This window comes from Thiomonas islandica (assembly GCF_055383445.1).
The window spans coordinates 782,928-800,074 of sequence record NZ_AP042391.1 but is presented as its reverse complement, the minus strand read 5'-3'; the positions used below and the strand labels follow the sequence as shown (position 1 = coordinate 800,074).

Below are 17,147 nucleotides of genomic sequence, written 5' to 3'. Positions count from 1 at the left end.
CCCGCACCGGCCCACTGACCCTCCATCCAAGGCACACCATGGAATTTTTCAGAATCAGGCGTGACATTCCGTTCATGCGCCATGCGCTGGTGTTCAACATCATCTCGGCGCTGCTGTTCGTCGCCGCGATCGGCCTGCTGCTGACCCGCGGGCTCAATCTGTCGATCGAGTTCACCGGCGGCACGGTCATGGAAGTCGGCTACCCGCAGGGGGCCAATATCGACGCCATCCGCGCGACCCTTGCCAGGCTCGGCCACGCCGATGCGCAGGTGCAGGCTTACGGCAATGCCAACGACGTGGTCATCCGCCTGCCGCTGCACAAGGGCCAGACCAGCTCGGAGCAGAGTGCCAAGGTCATGACCGGGCTGCTCGCTGCCGACCCGCAGGCCCAGTTGCGCCGCACCGAATTCGTCGGTCCGCAGGTCGGCTCCGAACTGGCCAGCCACGGCCTGCAGGCGCTGGCACTGGTGGTAGTGGGCATCGTGCTCTATCTGGCAGTGCGCTTCGAGTGGAAGTTCGCCGTGGCGGCAGTACTGGCCAATCTGCACGACGTGATCATCGTGCTTGGCTTTTTCGCGCTGTTCCAGTGGGAGTTCTCGTTGCCGGTGCTCGCTGCAGTGCTCGCGGTGCTGGGCTACTCGGTCAACGAATCGGTGGTGATTTTCGACCGGGTGCGCGAAAACTTCCGCAAGTACCGCAAGTACACCACCATGCAGGTGATCGACAGCGCCATCACCAACACCACCAGCCGCACCATCATCACCCACGGCTCGACGCTGGCAATGGCGTTCTCGATGTTTTTTTTCGGCGGCCCGGCGCTGCACTACTTTGCGCTGGCGCTGATCATCGGCATTTCGATGAGCATCTACAGCTCGGTGTTCGTTGCCGCGGCGCTGGCGATGTGGTTTGGGGTCAAGCGCGACGACCTGATCAAGCCCGGCGGCAACAAGCCCAGCGGCAGTCGCAACGACCCGAACGCCGGCGCGGTGGTCTGAACCCGTCCAGGCAACAAAAAGCCAGCGCGCGCTCAAGCCCTTCGCTTAACGAGTTCAAGCAAGGGGCTGGAGACGGTCTTTCCAAATTACCGAACCGGGAGTATGCCGCTCGGCACGGCGCCATTCGTACAGCCAGGCCGCGGGCAGCACAAGGGCGCCCGGTCGACGAAAGGCGCAAAGAGGCGGGTCAGCTCCTCGGCGACGCGAAGGTTGCTCTGAAGGGGGTTGGAGAGACCAAGAAAACCGCCCCGTCAGTCGCTGAACTGACGGGCCAGTATGCCGATCAGGCCCTGCTTTTCGACAGGTGAGGCGAGGGGCTTGGCGCAGGGCGGGCTTTTCTGTTCCGCAGCGTAGGCGATCAGTTGAAGCTGAACGACTGACTGTCGCCGTTGATCGCCCGATAGGCTGCGGTGTAGTCGCTTGACACCGTGCCTAGGTTCGGGCCATACCAATTCAGCAGATTGGCGCCGTAGGGGTCGTCGGTGTTGTTGCCGTTGGGCGCCATGGTGGCCAGGTATTGCTCGACGCCGAGCATGGCCTTGCCGTAGGTGCCATTGGGGTCGGTGGCCGGATTGCCGGGAACGGCGGTGGTCAGATTGGTCACACCGTTGATGCGGAGCTGCGTGGCGATATTGTCCAGATTGCCCTGATAGGTGGCCACGGTGAAACCGTTGATCGGGTTGGAGCGGGCCACGGCAAAGGTGGTCAGCGGGGTGATGTTGGTCGATACCGTGCCGCCGCCGCCCACGTTGATCACGGCCTGCAGCGTGGTGTTGGTGGCGATGAAGTAGTTGGCCGGCGCCGTCGAGGTATTGCCCGCCAGGTTCAGCGCGGTCGAGGTGAGCTGGTTCAGGGTGTAGCTCTTGAGCGATGCGCTGCTGGCGCCGAACTGGTAGCTGCCCAGTGTTGCCTGCAGCAGCACCGGGCCATAGACGCCGTTGATCAGGTTGAAGCTGAAGCTGCCGTTGGCCCCGGTGGTCTGGCAGGTCGCCGCCGGGCTGTTGAAATAGGTGTAGGGCGCGGTCAGGGTGGAGATGGTGTAGAGCGGTGAGCCGTTGGCGAGAAAGGCATACGCGCACACCGTGGCCCCCGAGACTGGCCCGCCCGAGGTGTCTCCGGGGTATTGCGGGCCCATCAGCACCTGCCCGGTGACGACCGAGCCGTCGTACTGACTGCTGGCACCGCCGCCGCAGGCGGCGAGGGTCAGGCTGCCGAGCAGCGCGGCGCTCAGGCGGATGCGGAGTCTGGAAAATGGCATCGGAGGTCTTTCAGGAACTGTGGGAACGGCAAGCTGAGGCGACCGGCTGCGGGCATGGGGCCAGAGCGGCTTAGTGCACCACGCGGTTTTCCGCTTCGACGAACAGCTCGTCGAGGATGAGGGCGTCTGGCTCCTCGTCCAGGCGCCAGAAAATCATCAGCACGATGGTCTTGAGGTGTTCCAGCGGTAGCGGCTGCATGCCGGTGGCCAGCGCGCGCTCGATGGTGAGTTCGCGCAGGTGCGGCTTGAGCACTCCGGCGGTTTCGAGGAAGTTCAGGTAGCCGATGGCCTCCATGCCCAGGCAGTCGAGCTCCTGCTGGGCGTACAGGCGCATGGATGTGGCGCCTTGCGCCTGCTGGGTCTGCAGTCCACTCACGGCATCGTCGAGCCCGCGTAGCCAGTCCAGCGCGTCGTGGATGTCGTCACTCTCGAAACCGGCGGCGCTGAGCTTGCGCGTGAGCTGGCCGAACTCTGGGCAGGCCTGCGGGTGCCAGTAGGACTCGTAAAGATACATAAGGATGTCGAACATGCGGCCATTCTATGCACAGCGCGTGGCCGGTCTGGTAGCCGGTGCATTGTGTCGTTGCGGCCATGGAAATGGCCCGCAGGTGCCCTCAGACGCGGGCGATGCGCTGGAAGCGGCCGCCGGGCAGGCGGGCGACATGGCCCTGCAGCTCCAGCTCGAGCAAACGAGCGCCCAGCCGGTCTGCGGGCCAGCCGGTGCGGGCGGCCAGATCGTCGAAGTCGCGAATGTCGTAGCCCAGCGCACGCAGGATGTCGCAGTCGGGCGCGCCGGCGGCGGCGCTGTCCGGTGATTGCTCCGGGGCCTGGGTAGCAGCGACAGGCAGGGTATCCCAGCCGAATTCCTCGAGCACGTCCTGCGCGGTTTCCACCAGCTTGGCGCCTTCGCGGATCAGGCGGTGGCAGCCGTGTGCCAGCGGGTTGTGGATCGAGCCGGGCATGGCGAACACCTCACGCCCCTGCTCGCCGGCCAGGCGCGCGGTGATCAGCGAGCCCGAGTGCGTGGCCGCCTCGACCACCAGCACACCGCGGGACAGCCCGCTGATCAGGCGGTTGCGCCGCGGGAAATTGCCTTTCGACGGAGACGTTCCCAGCGGAAATTCGGACAGCAGCAGCCCACGCTCGGCCACCGCATGCGCCAGATCGCGGTGGCGCGGCGGATAGACGCGGTCGCAGCCGGTGCCGAGCACGGCGATGGTCGATCCGGCCTGTTCGCCGGTGGCCGCCAGCGCCCCGCGATGCGCCGCCGCGTCGATGCCCAGGGCAAAGCCGGAGACGATGGTCACCCCCGCCGCGCTGAATGCCCGGGCGAAGGCATGGGCATCGCGCTCGCCCTGCGCCGTGGGGGTGCGGGCGCCGACCATCGCCAGCAGCCTGGGTGCGCGCAACAGCCCGGCGTCGCCCTGGGCGTAGAGCAATGGTGGCGGATCGCTGATGTCGAGCAGGCTCGACGGGTAGGCCGGATCGTCCAGGGTGATGCAGGCATGGCCGGGCTGGGCGGCCCATTCCAGCGTGCGCGCGATGAGGTCTTGTGTCTGGCGATCGGGTTCGGCCAGCAATGCGCTGGCGACCGCGGTGCCGGCCGCGCGCGCAAGCGCGGCATGCGAGGACTGAAAAATCCGCTGCGGCGTTCCGAAGGTCTGGAGCAGTTGCCGGGCGGTGAACGCGCCCACGCCCGGGGTCTGCATCAACCGCAGCCAGTGGGCTAGATCGTCGTCAGCAGCCATGCGCCGTCACGCTGGGGCAACACCTGCACAGCGATACTGGTCAGGAGCGGTCAAGGCTGGGTGAAGCGGTCCGCCACTTCGACCGGTTCGTCCGCCGACAGGATGAGCGCGTAGGCCACGTGCTGGAAGGTGCGGAACACCATCATCAGGCCGATGCGACGGTCGGGGATTTCGATGTCTGGCTTGCCGGGCGCGGTGACGTCCTTGACCATGCGGCTGCTGTGCCACAGGGCCAGCACATCGCCGCGCTCCAGGCCGTCGTTCGCTCCGCGGTTGAGCGCGACCACGCTGTTCTTCGCGCCCATGTTCAGGTCACCATAGATCGACACGACCTCCCCACTGACCGGCTTGGCCGGCGCGTGCGGGGCGTAGTTCAGATACTCGCGCGGCGGCGCGATCACCAGCCGGTCGCCCACACCCACTTCGCGCTCGATGCCGTCCACTCGGAACACCGATACTGCATCCGGCCCAGAAGGTGGCTGCGCTAGGCTGGTGGTGCCCAGATATTCGGCCTGATAGGCGATGATCTTCTTGGTCTGCGGATCGATCAGCGGTTTGGCCGGACGGTAGAGCTGATAGCGTGTGGCCTTGCTCACATCACCGCGCACATACACCTGTGTGCCGGGCGAGGCCATGGTGTGACCCTTGGGCAGCGCAACGATGCGCGGCGAGGCGTCCAGCGTGTCGGGCTCGACGATCAGCGGCTGGGCGAGGAACGGGCCGATCAGCTCGGGCGAGATGGTGGGAATGCCCTCGGGCGGCAGCGGCGAGGATTCGACCTGCGGATTGAGCTTGACCGTCGGGATGCCCTGATTGTCGCCGCCCAGGCTCAGACTGGCGCGGCCGCCCGAGATGTTGAGGTAGAGCACCTGTCCGGGGAAAATCCAGTGCGGATTGCGGATCTGCTGCAGATTCATGCCCCAGAGCTTGGGCCAATCCCAGGGCTTGCGCAGATACATGCCGGAAATGGCCCACAGCGTGTCACCGCGCTTGACCGTATAGCGCGACGGCGCGTTCGGCGCGAGTTCGGAAACCGGCACCCCGGTCTGCGCGGTCAGCTCGGCCAGTGCACGCTGAGCCGGCGCCACCGGGTAGTTGGGCAGGCCATGCAGTGATGGTGCGGATGCAGCGCTGGCCGGGAGGTCTGCGGCGCGGGCTGCAGCAAGTGGCAACGCGCTGCACAAAAGCAGCGCGGCGGTCAGGGCATGATGCCGCAATGGGTGAAGGAAAGCCTGTCTGAGCATGGCGCATGTCCCCAGATTGAACCCGTGGCCACAACCGGTGCGGTGTGGTTTTTTGAATCTGCCCCCCGTGGAAGTTTGCGACTCCAGGGCTGTCTGTGAAGAAACTGGCTGACATTGTGCATGCAACACCTTGACGCGGCAATCGAATCGCGGTCTGCACGCGGTCGGCAGTTGCAAGAATGTTGCGGCGCTGGCCGGCGATCGATGGTGCCTCCCACCCGCTATGGAAAAGTCTAAAATTAGCAGCGTGAAAGAGCTGACCATCCTCCAATATCCCGACCCGCGTCTTCACACCGTGGCCAAGCCGGTCGCGGTGGTCGACGATCGGGTGCGCGCCCTGGTCGCGGCGATGTTCGACGTGATGTACAAGGCCAATGGGGTTGGGCTCGCTGCGACCCAGGTCGATGTGCACGAACGCATCATCGTGATGGATACCTCCGAGGAGCGCAACAGGCCGGTGGTGCTGATCAACCCGGAAATCCTGCGCCGCAGCGACGAGGACAAGGAATGGGAGGAGGGCTGCCTATCGGTTCCCGGCATTTACGACAAGGTCGTGCGCCCGGCCGCTGTGCGGGTGCGTGCGCTCGACATCAACGGCGAGCCTTTCGAGATGGACGCCGATGGCCTGACCGCCGTGTGCATCCAACATGAGATGGATCACCTGCAGGGCAAGGTGTTCGTCGACTATCTCTCGCCGCTCAAGCGCAGCCGCATCAAGACCAAGATGCTCAAGCGGCAGAGGCAGGCGGCTTGAGCACACCCAGCGCCACCGCGCCGACCCGGCGCCTGCGCGTGGCGTTTGCCGGCACCCCGGAATTCGCTGCACAGGCGCTGCGTGCCATCGTGCAGGCCGGTTATGCGGTGCCGCTGGTGCTCACCCAGCCCGATCGCCCGGCCGGACGCGGCCTGAAGCTGCAGGCCAGCGCGGTCAAGCAGGTGGCGCAGGCCGCGGGGCTTGCGCTGATCCAGCCACTGGGCCTGCGGCTCGACGGGCGCTATGCCGATCAGGCCCGGGCCGCACATGCGGCGCTGCGCGCTACGGCGCCGGACGTGCTGGTGGTGGCGGCCTACGGGCTGATCCTGCCGACCTCGGTGCTGACCTTGCCGCGCCTGGGCTGTGTGAACATTCACGCCTCGCTGCTGCCGCGCTGGCGCGGTGCGGCGCCGATCCAGCGGGCGATCGAGGCCGGCGATGCCCAGACCGGCATCACCCTGATGCAGATGGACGCCGGGCTGGATACCGGCGACATCCTGCTGGCAAGGGCGCTGCCGATTACGAACGGCGACACTGCGGCCACGCTGCACGACCGACTGGCCGCGCTGGGCGCCGAACTGATCGTGCAGGGGCTCGATCTGCTCGCGCGCGGAGCCCTCGAGCCACGGCCGCAACCGCAGGATGGTGTGACCTACGCCCCCAAGATCGCCAAATCCGAGGCCGCGCTCGACTGGGCCCAGCCCGCCGCGGCGCTGGCGCGGCGGGTGCGCGCGTTCACCCCTTGGCCCGGAACGCAGTTTGCGCTGCCCGACGGGCGCATCATCAAGGTCGGGGCGGCGCATGCGATCGAACTCTCGGCGGATCCGCAGCACCGTTCTGCCGGCACGGTGCTGCGGGCGCAGGCCGACGGTCTGGATGTGCGCTGCAGCGTCGGTGCGCTGCGCATCACACGCCTGCAAAAACCTGGCGGCACCATGCAGGATGTGGCACAGTGGCTGCAGAGTGCGGATCTGGCAGAGGGCATGACATTGCCGCTGCCGCCGGCGCAGGCGGCTTGAACCCAGATCGTCCATTGGGCGCACCTGCGGTGCTTTTGGGTGCATGATGCGGCGCACTGGTGCGTCCCCCAAACCCCAATGAACAATCTGGGTTGAACTTTCGACAGGCTGCACAATCTGTGGTGTGTTGTATCCAAACGTATCGGAGAACCCCATGTTCAACATCATGAAAACCGCCATCCTGATGGCTGCGATCACCGCCCTGTTCGTGGTCATCGGCTCCTTGCTCGGCGGTCAGCAGGGCATGGTGCTGGCGCTGCTGTTTGCCTTGGGTATGAATTTCTTCAGCTACTGGTTCAGCGACAAGATGGTGCTGAGGATGTATCACGCGCAGGAGGTCGATGCCAGCAGCGCGCCGCAGTTTTACGGTTTGGTGCAAGAGCTCGCGCAGCGCGCCGGTCTGCCGATGCCGCGGGTCTATCTCATCGAGGAAGACGCGCCCAACGCCTTTGCCACCGGGCGCAACCCGGAACATGCCGCGGTGGCCGCAACCACCGGTCTGCTGCGCGTGCTCAGCGCGCGCGAGCTGCGCGGCGTGATGGCGCATGAACTGGCGCATGTGAAGCATCGTGACATCCTCATTTCCACCATTTCGGCGACGATGGCCGGTGCGATCTCGGCGCTGGCGAACTTTGCGATGATCTTTGGGGGGCGGGATTCCGAGGGGCGGCCGACCAACCCGGTGGCCGGCATTGCCGTGGCTCTGTTGGCGCCGCTGGCAGCCAGTTTGATCCAGATGGCGATCTCGCGCGCCCGCGAATTCGAGGCCGACCGTGGCGGTGCCGAGATTTCGGGCGATCCGCAGGCGCTGGCCTCAGCGCTGCAGAAAATCGAAGCCTATGCCCGCGGCGTGCCGTTCGTCGCGGCCGAGGAGCACCCGGCAACCGCGCAGATGATGATCCTCAACCCGCTGCACGGCGGCGGTATCGCCAGGCTGTTCAGCACCCATCCGTCCACCGAGGAGCGCGTGGCCCGGCTGCTGGAGATGGCGCGTCAGGGCAGCATGCGCGCCTGGCAGGGCTGAGTGTCCCGGCTGAGCCGCCCTAGGGTCTGCGGTCGGGCCGCAGCCCCTCTAGCGCGCTGTCGATGACCACCCCGGCGATGCTGTAGAGAATCGATCCGATCAACGCCGCGCCGAAGCTGCGCACGGCAAAGCCGTCGATCATCCCCGAGGCAGCGTAGAACATCAAGGCGTTAAGAACGAACAGGAACAGGCCGAGGGTGAGAATGGTGATCGGCAGGGTGAGAATGAACAAAATCGGCCGCACCAGGGTGTTGAGCAGACCGATGAGCAGCGCCGCCCACATCGCCGCGGCAAAACCCGCCACCTGCACGCCGCTGTAGAGATACGCCACGGCCAGTAGCGCACAGGCAGACAACAGCCACTTCAACAGCAGTTTGAGCATGACGGGCTCCTCGAAGGTCAGCGGTCGGCAGCCAGGCGCCTGGCCAGCGCGGCGGCCAAGCCGGTGTAGCTCGCCGGGGTCAGGGTGAGCAGGCGCTGCCGGTCGGCTTCGGGAAGGTTCAGCCCAGCAATGAAGGCGCGCATCGACTCTTCGGTGATGGCCTTGCCGCGGGTGAGTTCCTTGAGCTGCTCGTAGGGATTGGGCAGGCCGTGGCGACGCATCACGGTCTGCACCGGCTCGGCCAGCACCTCCCAAGCCGCGTCCAGGTCTTCGGCCAGGCGCTCGGAGTTGACCAGCAGCTTGTCCAGCCCACGCAGCAGCGCATCCCAGGCCAGCACGCTGTGGCCGAGCGCCACACCCATGTTGCGTAGCACGGTGGAGTCGGTCAGGTCGCGCTGGAAGCGCGAGATCGGCAGCTTGTCGCTCAGGTGCCGCAGCAGGGCGTTGGCGATGCCCAGATTGCCCTCGGCATTCTCAAAATCGATCGGGTTGACCTTGTGCGGCATGGTCGATGAGCCGATCTCGCCCGCCTTGGTCTTTTGCTTGAAATAACCCCAGGAGATGTAGCCCCAGATGTCGCGGCTGAGATCGATCAGGATGGTGTTGGTGCGGGCCACGGCGTCGAACAGCTCGGCCATGGCGTCATGCGGCTCGATCTGGATGGTGTAGGGGTTGAAGTGCAGCCCGAGCGATTCGACCACCCGGCGCGAAAAAGCTTCCCAGTCCACCTCCGGATAAGCGGCGATGTGCGCGTTGTAGTTGCCGACCGCGCCGTTCATCTTGGCGGTAAGCTGCACCCCCTCGATGGCGGCAATGGCGCGCTGCAGGCGGTGCGCCACGTTGGCGAACTCTTTGCCCAGGGTGGTGGGGCTGGCGGTCTGGCCGTGGGTGCGCGAGAGCATCGGCTGCTCGGCCAGCTCGGCAGTCAGATCGAGCAGGCGGCCGAGCACCCGCCGCAGCAGCGGCAGCAGCACTTCGCGCCGGGCGCCGCTGAGCATCAGCCCGTGCGCGGTGTTGTTGATGTCTTCCGAGGTGCAGGCAAAGTGGAAGAATTCGGCATGCTCCTTCACCCCGGCCAGGTGTGCGGTCTGCGCCTTCAGCCAGTATTCCACCGCCTTGACATCGTGATTGGTGGTTCGCTCGATGGCCTTGATCTGCGCCGCCTGTGCGCTGCCGAAACCCGCCACCAGCGCGTGTAGCGCGGCGCGTGCCGTCGCTGGCAGTGCGGGGAATTCGGGCAGCCCCAGATCGGATAGGCCAATGAACCAGGCCACCTCGACCTGCACGCGGCAGCGCATCAGTGCGGCTTCGGACAGGTGCGGGCGCAGGCTGTCGACCTTGGTGCTGTAGCGCCCGTCCAGCGGGCTGAGGGCGTCCAGGACGGACACGTCGGCGGGTTGTGGATTCGTGCTCATCGGGCCATTGTAGAAAGCGCTGCGCAGCTGGAAGGCAGTGCTTTGCCGTTGTGATGCGTTGATATACTGCAGCGCCTTTTCACCGCAGCTCCAGAACATGAAACTCATCGGTTCCCTGACCAGCCCCTATGTGCGCAAGGTGCGCATCATGCTGGCCGAGAAAAAGATCGACGCCAAGTGGGAAGAGGAAAACGTCTGGGCGGATTCGACGCAGATCATGCGGTACAACCCGCTGGGCAAGGTGCCCTGCCTGGTGCTCGACGACGGCGAGGCGATTTTCGACTCGCGCGTGATCGTGGAATATCTCGACACCCTCACCCCCGTGGGCAAGCTGATCCCGGCGGGCGGGCGCGAGCGCGCCGAGGTGCGCACCTGGGAGGCGTTGGCCGACGGTGTGATGGACGCCGCCGCCACCGCGCGGCTGGAGCAGACCTGGCCCGGCCGCACCGAGGCGCAGCGCTGCCCGGCGTGGATCGCGCGGCAGATGGGCAAGGTCGAGTCGGGCATCAAGGCCATGTCGCATGGTCTGGGTGACAAGCCGTTTTGCTGCGGCAACCATCTGAGCCTGGCCGACATCGCCGTGGGCGCGGCGCTGGGCTATGTGGAATTTCGCTTTCCCGAACAGGGCTGGCAGCAGCAGTATCCGAACCTCGCCAAGCTGTACGACAAGCTGATGCAGCGCCCGTCGTTCCGCGATACGGTGCCGCCGCAGGGCTGAGCAGCGCCAGACTTCAAGCCCTCAGCGCCGCCTCCAGCGCCCAGCGTAGGGCGAACGCAGCCGCTTGCAGCCGGACTGTGCTGCGGTCGCCGTCGAACAGCATCCGACGGGTCTGGCCGTGCGGTGCGGGGCTGTCGCACCGGGCTAGTCCGAACCACACCGTGCCCACTGGCTTGTCCGGTGTGCCGCCGTCCGGCCCGGCGATGCCGGTGATCGCCACCGCCAGATCGGCCCCGGCCCGGTGCAGCGCGCCCTGCGCCATCGCCGCAGCCACCTCGGCGCTGACCGCGCCGACCCGGGGAAACAGCGCGGCATCGACCCCGAGCATGTCGGTCTTGGCAGCGTTGCTGTAGGTGACGAAGCCGCAGTCGAACCAGTTGCTCGACCCAGCCACGCTGGTCAGCGCGGCGCAGACCAGGCCGCCGGTGCACGATTCGGCGGCGGTTACGCGCCAGCCGCGTTTACGCAGCGCGGCGCCGAGCTGTTCGGCCAGCGGCTGCAGGGCGGCGAAATCTGGTGGCGGCATGGTGCGCTGCGTTCAGAACGCGGCGAACAGCCGAATGCCCAGCGCCATCACCAGCAGGGTGAAGGCGGCGGCGATCAGGTCGTCGAGCATGATGCCCAGGCCGCCATGCACATGCCGGTCGGCCCAGCCCACCGCCAGCCACTTGCCCGCGTCGAACGCGCGAAACAGCAAAAAGGCGGCCAGCTGCTCGGCCCCGCCCGCCGGGGTGATCAACAGCAGCACCAGCCAGAAGGCGATGATCTCGTCCCACACCACCGGAGAGGGATCGTCCAGCGCGAGCGCGCGAGCGGTGTGGCCGCAAGCCCAGATGCCGACCAGTGCACCCGCGGCGATCAGCACGGCCCAGACCTGCGGGCCGAGCCAGATCGACAGCAGATCGAAGCTGACCCAGGCGAACAGCGTGCCCGCCGTGCCCGGGGCGATCGGCGACAGCCCGCTACCAAAGCCGAGGGCAAGCAGATGCAAGGGATTGCGCCACAGAAAGCGCCAGTCGGCGCGCGGGGGCGCGGCCGCAGCAGGGGCAGGAGTGGTCATGGAGCAATGAAGTCAGGCGGTGCGGAAATGATCGAAGCCCGCATAGACATTGTCCAACACCTGCCCGCCCGCGTCGACTAGTCGCAGCCCCGGCTGCGCCGCGATGCGGCCGATGCGCGTGACCGCGGTGGCCGTCTGAGCTGCAGCCGCCCGTACCGCGTCGCGCGCGGCTGACGGTGCGGTGAACAGCAGTTCGTAGTCGTCGCCACCGGCGAGCTGGCACAGACGGCGGCGCTGCAGCGGCTGCGCACGCAGCGCCGCGCTGGCCGGGCAGGCGTCGGCATCGACCGTGGCACCCACCCCGCTGCGCCGCAGGATGTGGTCGAGATCGGCGAGCAGACCATCGGACACGTCGATCGCGGCATGCGCGACGCCACGCAGTGCCAGACCCAGCGCGACCCGCGGTGTCGGCCGGTCCATGCGGGCCAGGGTCGCGGCCTGATCCGCGGTATCCAGCGCCCATTCGCCCAGGCGATGCCCGAGCGCCAGCCGCGCATCGCCCACCGTACCCGACACCCAGAGATCGTCCCCCGGCTGCGCTGCGCTGCGCAGCAGCGCTTGCCCTTGCGGCACGGTGCCGAGCACGGTCAAACACAGATTGCGCGGCCCGCGGGTGGTGTCGCCGCCGACCAGTTCGATGGCGTGCGCGTCGGCCAGCGCGAACAGCCCGCGGGCGAAGGCGCCCAGCCAGGCGGCGTCGGCCTGCGGCAGCGCTAGCGCCAGGGTGAAGGCCAGCGGCTGCGCGCCGATCGCGGCCAGATCGGACAGATTGACCGCAAGCGCCTTGTGCCCCAGCGCCTCGGGGTCAGCGCCGGGCAGGAAATGACGGCCTTCGACGAGCATGTCGCTGGACACGGCCAGTTGCTCGCCCGCGGCGGGCGCGGGCAGCAGCGCGCAGTCGTCGCCCACGCCCACCGCGGCGCGGCGCACCGGCCGGGTGAAAAAACGGGCAATCAGGTCGAATTCGCCAGGCGTAGCGGTCATGGAAGGCGGTGCAAGAGCGCGGTGCGTGCGCGGCATGTTCGCACAACAGCGCATGGACAGTCTCCTAGAATCGATCGCTTGCGCGGCGACAAGATGCGAAGCGTTCACAACGGCTGCGCGATGCGGAGACAGACATGTCCAGCCCCGAAGATTCCAAGGCCAAACTGCGCCAGGCCGCCCTCGAATATCACGAATTTCCGCGCCCTGGCAAGCTCGCGGTCGTCGCCACCAAGCAACTGTCCAACCAGCGCGATCTGGCGCTGGCCTACTCCCCCGGCGTGGCGTCCGCCTGCGAGGAAATCCACGCTCGCCCGGACGATGTGTTTCGCTACACCGCCCGCGGCAATCTGGTGGCGGTGATTTCCAACGGCACCGCGGTGCTCGGTCTGGGCGACATCGGCCCGTTGGCGGCCAAGCCGGTGATGGAAGGCAAGGCGGTGCTGTTCAAGAAATTTGCCGGCATCGACGTGTTCGACATCGAGGTGAATGAAAAAGACCCCGACAGGCTGGTCGAGATCATCGCCGCGCTGGAGCCCACGTTCGGCGGCATCAACCTCGAGGACATCAAGGCGCCTGAGTGCTTCGCGGTCGAGCGCAAGCTGCGCACCCGCATGAACATTCCGGTGTTCCATGACGACCAGCACGGCACCGCGATCATCGTCGGAGCGGCCATCCTCAACGGCCTGAAGGTGGTGGGCAAGGACATCGCCCAGGTCAAGCTGGTGTGCTCGGGCGCGGGGGCGGCGGCGTTGGCCTGTCTGAACCTGCTGGTTGACCTGGGGCTGCCGCGCAAAAACATCTGGGTCAGCGATCTGGCCGGTGTGGTCCACACCGGGCGCACCGAGCTGATGGACGAAGACAAGCGCCGTTTCGCGCAGGACACTGCTGCACGCACCCTGGCCGAGATCATCGACGGCGCCGACGTGTTCCTCGGTTTGTCCGCCGGCGGCGTGCTCAAGCCCGAGTACGCCCAGCGCATGGGGGAAAAGCCCATCATCCTCGCGCTGGCCAACCCCACGCCGGAAATCCTGCCGGAAGAGGCCCGCGCGGTACGGCCCGACGCGATCATCGCCACCGGCCGGTCGGACTATCCGAACCAGGTCAACAATGTGCTGTGCTTTCCGTACATCTTCCGCGGTGCCCTGGACTGCGGCGCGACCACCATCACCGCCGAGATGGAAATCGCCGCAGTGCACGCCATTGCCGAGCTGGCGCAGGCCGAGCAGAGCGATGTGGTGGCGGCCACCTATGTGGGAGAGTCGCTGCGCTTCGGCCCGGACTACCTCATCCCCAAGCCTTTCGATCCGCGGCTGATGATCAAGATCGCCCCGGCGGTGGCTGAGGCGGCGGCCAGAAGCGGTGTGGCGCGGCGGCCCATTGCCGACATGGACGCTTACCGCGACAGCCTGCAGCAGTTCGTCTACCAGTCCGGTGCGCTGATGCGGCCGCTGTTTTCGATTGCGCGCAAGGCGGAGAAAAAGCGCATCGTCTACGCCGAGGGCGAGGATGAGCGTGTGCTGCGCGCGGTGCGCGTGGTGGTCGACGAACATCTGGCGCGGCCGATCCTGGTCGGGCGGCCCGCCATCATCGCGCAGCGCATCGACCGCTTCGGCCTGCGCATGGAACAAGGGCGCGACTACGACGTGGTCAACACCGATCACGATGAGCGCTACCGCGACTTCTGGCAGACCTATCACCAGCTCGCGGGTCGCAAAGGTGTGACCCCGGCGATGGCCAAGATCGAAATGCGCCGCCGCCTGACCCTCATCAGCTCCATGATGCTGCACAAGGGCGAGGCCGATGGCATGCTCTGCGGTACCTGGGGCCATACCCACATCCACCTGCACTATATCGACCAGGTCATCGGCCGCCGCCCCGGTGCCAATGTCTATGCCGCGATGAACCTGCTGGTGTTGCCCGGCAGGCAACTCGCACTGGTCGACACCCATGTCAACTTCGATCCCAGCGCCGCCGAGATCGCCGAGATCACCGGCATGGCGGCAAAGCAACTGCGGCGCTTTGGCATCACGCCCAAGGTGGCACTACTGTCACATTCCAACTTCGGCTCGTCGCCGGCGCACAGCGCGGTCAAAATGCGCCAGGCGCTGGCGCTGCTGCGCGAAAGCGAGCCAGAACTGGAGGTCGACGGCGAAATGCAGGGCGACACCGCGGTCGATCCCGCGCTGCGCGCCAGCCTGCTGGCCGACTCCACCCTCAGCGGCGAGGCCAACCTGCTGGTGTTTCCCGACCTGGATGCGGCCAATATTTCCTACAACCTGCTCAAGGCCACGGCCGGCAACAACATCGCCATCGGCCCCATTCTGCTGGGTGCGGCCAAGCCGGTGCACATCCTCACCGCGTCGAGCACCGTGCGCCGCATCGTCAACATGACCGCGCTGACCGTGGCCGAAGCCAACCTCTGAACTGCTGCAGCGCGGCAGCGATCCGGCGCAAACCGTCGGGCTGCCGCCGCTTGCGCGGCCCTTGCGGCGTTCGCCCCGCTCGCGGGGCGGACTGTAAAGCCTGCTTAAAAAATGGGCGAATCCTTGTGTTTTCGTGGCGATTTCGCTACGATTTGCCCTTTCCCAATACGAGCTTTCAAGCAGCGCCGAGCCTGAGTTTGCCGGCCATCTGCTCGTACTTCCACGCTTTTGCGTCCAATTGCCTCGATCGCGCATGAATGGCGCGCTGCAGCATGAATCGCCGGTGCATTCGTTCCACGCTGCGTTCCCTGATCCTGACCGGGCTTTTGCTGGCTGCTCTGCCGTTTGCCCCTTCCGTCTGGGGGCTGGCGACGTGGTCGATCTGGCCTGCGGCGCAGGCTCGCGAATTGCCCGACCGGGCAGGCCAGTCTGGCGCGGTCGGAGCGATTTCGGTTGCCGACCTGCCGGTGCAGGCGCGCGAGGTGCTGCGGCGCATCGAGCAGGGCGGGCCGTTCGCCTACGAGAAGGATGGCATCGTGTTCGGAAACTATGAGCGACTGCTGCCGTCCAAACCGCGCGGCTACTACCGCGAATACACCGTACCGACTCCAGGCGCCCGCAATCGCGGGGCGCGCCGCATCGTCTGCGGTGGAGCCCGGCATCATCCCGAAGTCTGTTACTACACCGATGATCACTATGCCAGTTTCCGACGCATCGAACATTGATGCCGATCCCGCCGAACTGCTCAAGGCGGTGCGGCCGAACATCGTGCAGTCGATCCGGGCTTACCGCGTCGCCCAGCTGCAGGAAGCAGCCGAGAAGACCGGCCAGCATTTTCTCTATGCCAACCTTGCCGACGCCACGACCAAGCAGGAAGTGCTCGAGACCATTGCTCGCGCGTTCCTGTTTCCAAAGCACTTCGGCAAGAATCTCGACGCCCTGCACGACTGCCTGACCGACGTGGTTCATGGCAGCGGCCCGCAGCCGGGCTTCGTGGTCGTGCTCGAACAGATCCCGGCAACGCAGCGTTTCGACAAGGAGGCGCGCGAAACCCTGCTCGATGTGTTCCGCGACGCGGCAGACTACTGGGCCGAGCGCGGCGTCCCCTTCAGGGTCTTCTATTCTTTTCTGTAACCCGCACTCCTGTCCGGGGGGAGTTGCGGGGCGAAGCGGTACCGGAATCCGGGGTCAAGGCGGTCAAGGTCTGCACGCCGTGGGAAGGCGCCTGGGCGCAGCTAGTCGCCTGAGACGTTGTCAATCCCTTCGCGGCGCGGCCGCAGGCAGGCCGCTGAGCCGCCGCGGCGCGCTTCAGGCGCGCGGTAGAGCCTGCGCCAGTGCGATGTATTCCGCGGTGCTGACCTCCTCGGCGCGGCGCTGCAGGTCGAACTGGCCGCAAAATCCCTGACGCTCCAGCCACGGGCCGAGGCTGTGGCGCAGCAGCTTGCGTCGCTGTGAAAACGCGGCGGCAACCAGCGCGGCGAGCCTGCCGCGGTCGACTGCGGGTAGCGCGTCAGCCGGCAGCGGCACCATGCGCACCACGGCAGAATCCACCTGCGGCGGCGGATCGAAGGCCTCGGGCGGCACATCCAGCAGCTTGTCCATGCGGTAGCGCCACTGCAGCATCACCGACAGCCGCCCGAAATCGCGCCCGCCAGGGGCGGCCACCATGCGGTCGATCACCTCTTTTTGCAGCATGAAATGCTGGTCGCGCACCTGGTCGGCGACATTGAGCAGGTGAAACAGCAGCGGCGTGGAAATGTTGTAGGGCAGATTGCCGACGATGCGCAGATCGTCGCCCAGGCTGGAAAAATCGAAATCCAGCGCATCGGCCTCGATCAGTTCGACCGTGTCCGGCGCCAGCCGGCGCCACCGCGCGGCCAGATCGCGGTCGATCTCGATTGCGGTCAGCCGCGCAATGCGCTGCAGCAGCGCCAGGGTCAGCGCGCCCAGGCCGGGGCCGATTTCCACCAGCCGCTCGCCGGGCTGCGGATCGATGCCATCGACGATGTCGCAGATGACCTGGCGATCGACGAGAAAATGCTGACCGAAGCGCTTACGCGCCACATGGCCGGTCTGCGCCGCGCCGCGCGGCAGGTTCGCCCGCCTCATGCAGCACCGCGCCG

Annotated in this window: 18 protein-coding genes; 8 read left to right on the top strand and 10 right to left on the bottom strand. The window is 66.6% G+C overall.

The window, feature by feature from the left end:
- The first annotated feature begins 38 nt into the window (after nt 1–38).
- The gene (gene secF / locus ACZ47F_RS03860; RefSeq protein WP_464925980.1) at nt 39–995 is read left to right on the top strand and encodes a protein translocase subunit SecF; all 957 of its coding nucleotides are present in this window, start codon (nt 39–41) and stop codon (nt 993–995) included.
- Nucleotides 996–1,353: 358 nt separating this feature from the next.
- Here the strand turns inward: secF and ACZ47F_RS03855 are convergent, their stop codons facing one another.
- The 4 genes from ACZ47F_RS03855 to ACZ47F_RS03840 form a co-directional block, all read right to left on the bottom strand.
- Entirely contained in the window at nt 1,354–2,253 is a 900-nt protein-coding gene (locus ACZ47F_RS03855) for a hypothetical protein (protein WP_464925979.1), read from the bottom strand.
- A gap of 70 nt (nt 2,254–2,323) precedes the next feature.
- Nucleotides 2,324–2,782 carry a Smg family protein gene (locus ACZ47F_RS03850; protein ID WP_464925978.1) on the bottom strand — a complete coding sequence of 153 codons (459 nt, stop codon included), beginning with the start codon at nt 2,780–2,782 and terminating at the stop codon, nt 2,324–2,326.
- Between the two features lie 85 nt (nt 2,783–2,867).
- The gene (dprA, locus tag ACZ47F_RS03845) at nt 2,868–4,001 is read right to left on the bottom strand and encodes a DNA-processing protein DprA (RefSeq protein WP_464925977.1); all 1,134 of its coding nucleotides are present in this window, start codon (nt 3,999–4,001) and stop codon (nt 2,868–2,870) included.
- Between the two features lie 50 nt (nt 4,002–4,051).
- Entirely contained in the window at nt 4,052–5,245 is a 1,194-nt protein-coding gene (locus tag ACZ47F_RS03840) for a LysM peptidoglycan-binding domain-containing protein (RefSeq protein ID WP_464925976.1), read from the bottom strand.
- 247 nt (nt 5,246–5,492) lie between these two features.
- Between ACZ47F_RS03840 and def the strand changes: the two genes are divergently transcribed.
- From def to htpX, 3 genes are all read left to right on the top strand, one after another.
- A complete protein-coding gene (def, locus tag ACZ47F_RS03835) occupies nt 5,493–5,999 on the top strand; it encodes a peptide deformylase (RefSeq protein WP_464925975.1) in 507 nt (168 codons plus the stop codon).
- Nucleotides 5,996–7,018 carry a methionyl-tRNA formyltransferase gene (fmt, locus tag ACZ47F_RS03830; protein WP_464925974.1) on the top strand — a complete coding sequence of 341 codons (1,023 nt, stop codon included), beginning with the start codon at nt 5,996–5,998 and terminating at the stop codon, nt 7,016–7,018. The genes def and fmt overlap by 4 nt, the downstream gene beginning before the upstream one ends.
- Before the next feature lie 154 nt (nt 7,019–7,172).
- Nucleotides 7,173–8,042 carry a zinc metalloprotease HtpX gene (htpX, locus tag ACZ47F_RS03825; protein ID WP_464925973.1) on the top strand — a complete coding sequence of 290 codons (870 nt, stop codon included), beginning with the start codon at nt 7,173–7,175 and terminating at the stop codon, nt 8,040–8,042.
- Nucleotides 8,043–8,061: 19 nt separating this feature from the next.
- On the opposite strand, the gene ACZ47F_RS03820 is transcribed toward htpX, so the two are convergent.
- On the bottom strand, nt 8,062–8,424 hold the full coding sequence (locus ACZ47F_RS03820) for a phage holin family protein (RefSeq protein ID WP_464925972.1): 363 nt from the start codon (nt 8,422–8,424) through the stop codon (nt 8,062–8,064).
- A 17-nt stretch (nt 8,425–8,441) separates the two neighbouring features.
- Nucleotides 8,442–9,839: an adenylosuccinate lyase gene (purB, locus tag ACZ47F_RS03815; protein WP_464925971.1), complete on the bottom strand. Its 1,398-nt coding sequence runs from the start codon at nt 9,837–9,839 to the stop codon at nt 8,442–8,444.
- A gap of 97 nt (nt 9,840–9,936) precedes the next feature.
- Between purB and ACZ47F_RS03810 the strand changes: the two genes are divergently transcribed.
- Nucleotides 9,937–10,557, top strand: a complete 621-nt coding sequence (locus ACZ47F_RS03810; protein ID WP_464925970.1) for a glutathione S-transferase N-terminal domain-containing protein — start codon at nt 9,937–9,939, stop codon at nt 10,555–10,557.
- Nucleotides 10,558–10,570: 13 nt separating this feature from the next.
- Here the strand turns inward: ACZ47F_RS03810 and ACZ47F_RS03805 are convergent, their stop codons facing one another.
- From ACZ47F_RS03805 to thiL, 3 genes are read right to left on the bottom strand one after another with little or no spacing between them, the layout of a single operon-like run.
- Nucleotides 10,571–11,083 carry a CinA family protein gene (locus ACZ47F_RS03805; protein WP_464925969.1) on the bottom strand — a complete coding sequence of 171 codons (513 nt, stop codon included), beginning with the start codon at nt 11,081–11,083 and terminating at the stop codon, nt 10,571–10,573.
- A gap of 12 nt (nt 11,084–11,095) precedes the next feature.
- A complete protein-coding gene (locus tag ACZ47F_RS03800) occupies nt 11,096–11,617 on the bottom strand; it encodes a phosphatidylglycerophosphatase A family protein (RefSeq protein WP_464925968.1) in 522 nt (173 codons plus the stop codon).
- 12 nt (nt 11,618–11,629) lie between these two features.
- Entirely contained in the window at nt 11,630–12,601 is a 972-nt protein-coding gene (gene thiL, locus ACZ47F_RS03795) for a thiamine-phosphate kinase (protein WP_464925967.1), read from the bottom strand.
- A gap of 134 nt (nt 12,602–12,735) precedes the next feature.
- Here thiL and ACZ47F_RS03790 point away from each other — a divergent pair, with 134 nt between their 5' ends.
- The 3 genes from ACZ47F_RS03790 to ACZ47F_RS03780 all read left to right on the top strand — a co-directional run bounded on the left by ACZ47F_RS03790 (nt 12,736) and on the right by ACZ47F_RS03780 (nt 16,158).
- Nucleotides 12,736–15,024 (top strand): NADP-dependent malic enzyme, encoded by a 2,289-nt coding sequence (locus tag ACZ47F_RS03790; RefSeq protein WP_464925966.1) that lies wholly within the window; start codon nt 12,736–12,738, stop codon nt 15,022–15,024.
- Between the two features lie 272 nt (nt 15,025–15,296).
- Nucleotides 15,297–15,749 carry a guanyl-specific ribonuclease gene (locus ACZ47F_RS03785; RefSeq protein ID WP_464925965.1) on the top strand — a complete coding sequence of 151 codons (453 nt, stop codon included), beginning with the start codon at nt 15,297–15,299 and terminating at the stop codon, nt 15,747–15,749.
- Nucleotides 15,646–16,158, top strand: a complete 513-nt coding sequence (locus ACZ47F_RS03780) for a barstar family protein (RefSeq protein ID WP_464926568.1) — start codon at nt 15,646–15,648, stop codon at nt 16,156–16,158. The genes ACZ47F_RS03785 and ACZ47F_RS03780 overlap by 104 nt, the downstream gene beginning before the upstream one ends.
- 174 nt (nt 16,159–16,332) lie before the next feature.
- Here the strand turns inward: ACZ47F_RS03780 and rsmA are convergent, their stop codons facing one another.
- Nucleotides 16,333–17,133: a 16S rRNA (adenine(1518)-N(6)/adenine(1519)-N(6))-dimethyltransferase RsmA gene (rsmA, locus tag ACZ47F_RS03775; RefSeq protein ID WP_464925964.1), complete on the bottom strand. Its 801-nt coding sequence runs from the start codon at nt 17,131–17,133 to the stop codon at nt 16,333–16,335.
- Nucleotides 17,134–17,147 lie beyond the last annotated feature (14 nt).

Excerpts from the sequence above, each read along its gene's own strand:
- secF (WP_464925980.1), top strand. The coding sequence starts at position 39 with ATGGAATTTTTCAGAATCAGGCGTGACATTCCGTTCATGCGCCATGCG.
- ACZ47F_RS03855 (WP_464925979.1), bottom strand. The coding sequence starts at position 2,253 with ATGCCATTTTCCAGACTCCGCATCCGCCTGAGCGCCGCGCTGCTCGGC.
- ACZ47F_RS03850 (WP_464925978.1), bottom strand. The coding sequence starts at position 2,782 with ATGTTCGACATCCTTATGTATCTTTACGAGTCCTACTGGCACCCGCAG.
- dprA (WP_464925977.1), bottom strand. The coding sequence starts at position 4,001 with ATGGCTGCTGACGACGATCTAGCCCACTGGCTGCGGTTGATGCAGACC.
- ACZ47F_RS03840 (WP_464925976.1), bottom strand. The coding sequence starts at position 5,245 with ATGCTCAGACAGGCTTTCCTTCACCCATTGCGGCATCATGCCCTGACC.
- htpX (WP_464925973.1), top strand. The coding sequence starts at position 7,173 with ATGTTCAACATCATGAAAACCGCCATCCTGATGGCTGCGATCACCGCC.
- ACZ47F_RS03820 (WP_464925972.1), bottom strand. The coding sequence starts at position 8,424 with ATGCTCAAACTGCTGTTGAAGTGGCTGTTGTCTGCCTGTGCGCTACTG.
- purB (WP_464925971.1), bottom strand. The coding sequence starts at position 9,839 with ATGAGCACGAATCCACAACCCGCCGACGTGTCCGTCCTGGACGCCCTC.
- ACZ47F_RS03810 (WP_464925970.1), top strand. The coding sequence starts at position 9,937 with ATGAAACTCATCGGTTCCCTGACCAGCCCCTATGTGCGCAAGGTGCGC.
- ACZ47F_RS03805 (WP_464925969.1), bottom strand. The coding sequence starts at position 11,083 with ATGCCGCCACCAGATTTCGCCGCCCTGCAGCCGCTGGCCGAACAGCTC.
- ACZ47F_RS03800 (WP_464925968.1), bottom strand. The coding sequence starts at position 11,617 with ATGACCACTCCTGCCCCTGCTGCGGCCGCGCCCCCGCGCGCCGACTGG.
- thiL (WP_464925967.1), bottom strand. The coding sequence starts at position 12,601 with ATGACCGCTACGCCTGGCGAATTCGACCTGATTGCCCGTTTTTTCACC.
- ACZ47F_RS03790 (WP_464925966.1), top strand. The coding sequence starts at position 12,736 with ATGTCCAGCCCCGAAGATTCCAAGGCCAAACTGCGCCAGGCCGCCCTC.
- ACZ47F_RS03785 (WP_464925965.1), top strand. The coding sequence starts at position 15,297 with ATGAATCGCCGGTGCATTCGTTCCACGCTGCGTTCCCTGATCCTGACC.
- rsmA (WP_464925964.1), bottom strand. The coding sequence starts at position 17,133 with ATGAGGCGGGCGAACCTGCCGCGCGGCGCGGCGCAGACCGGCCATGTG.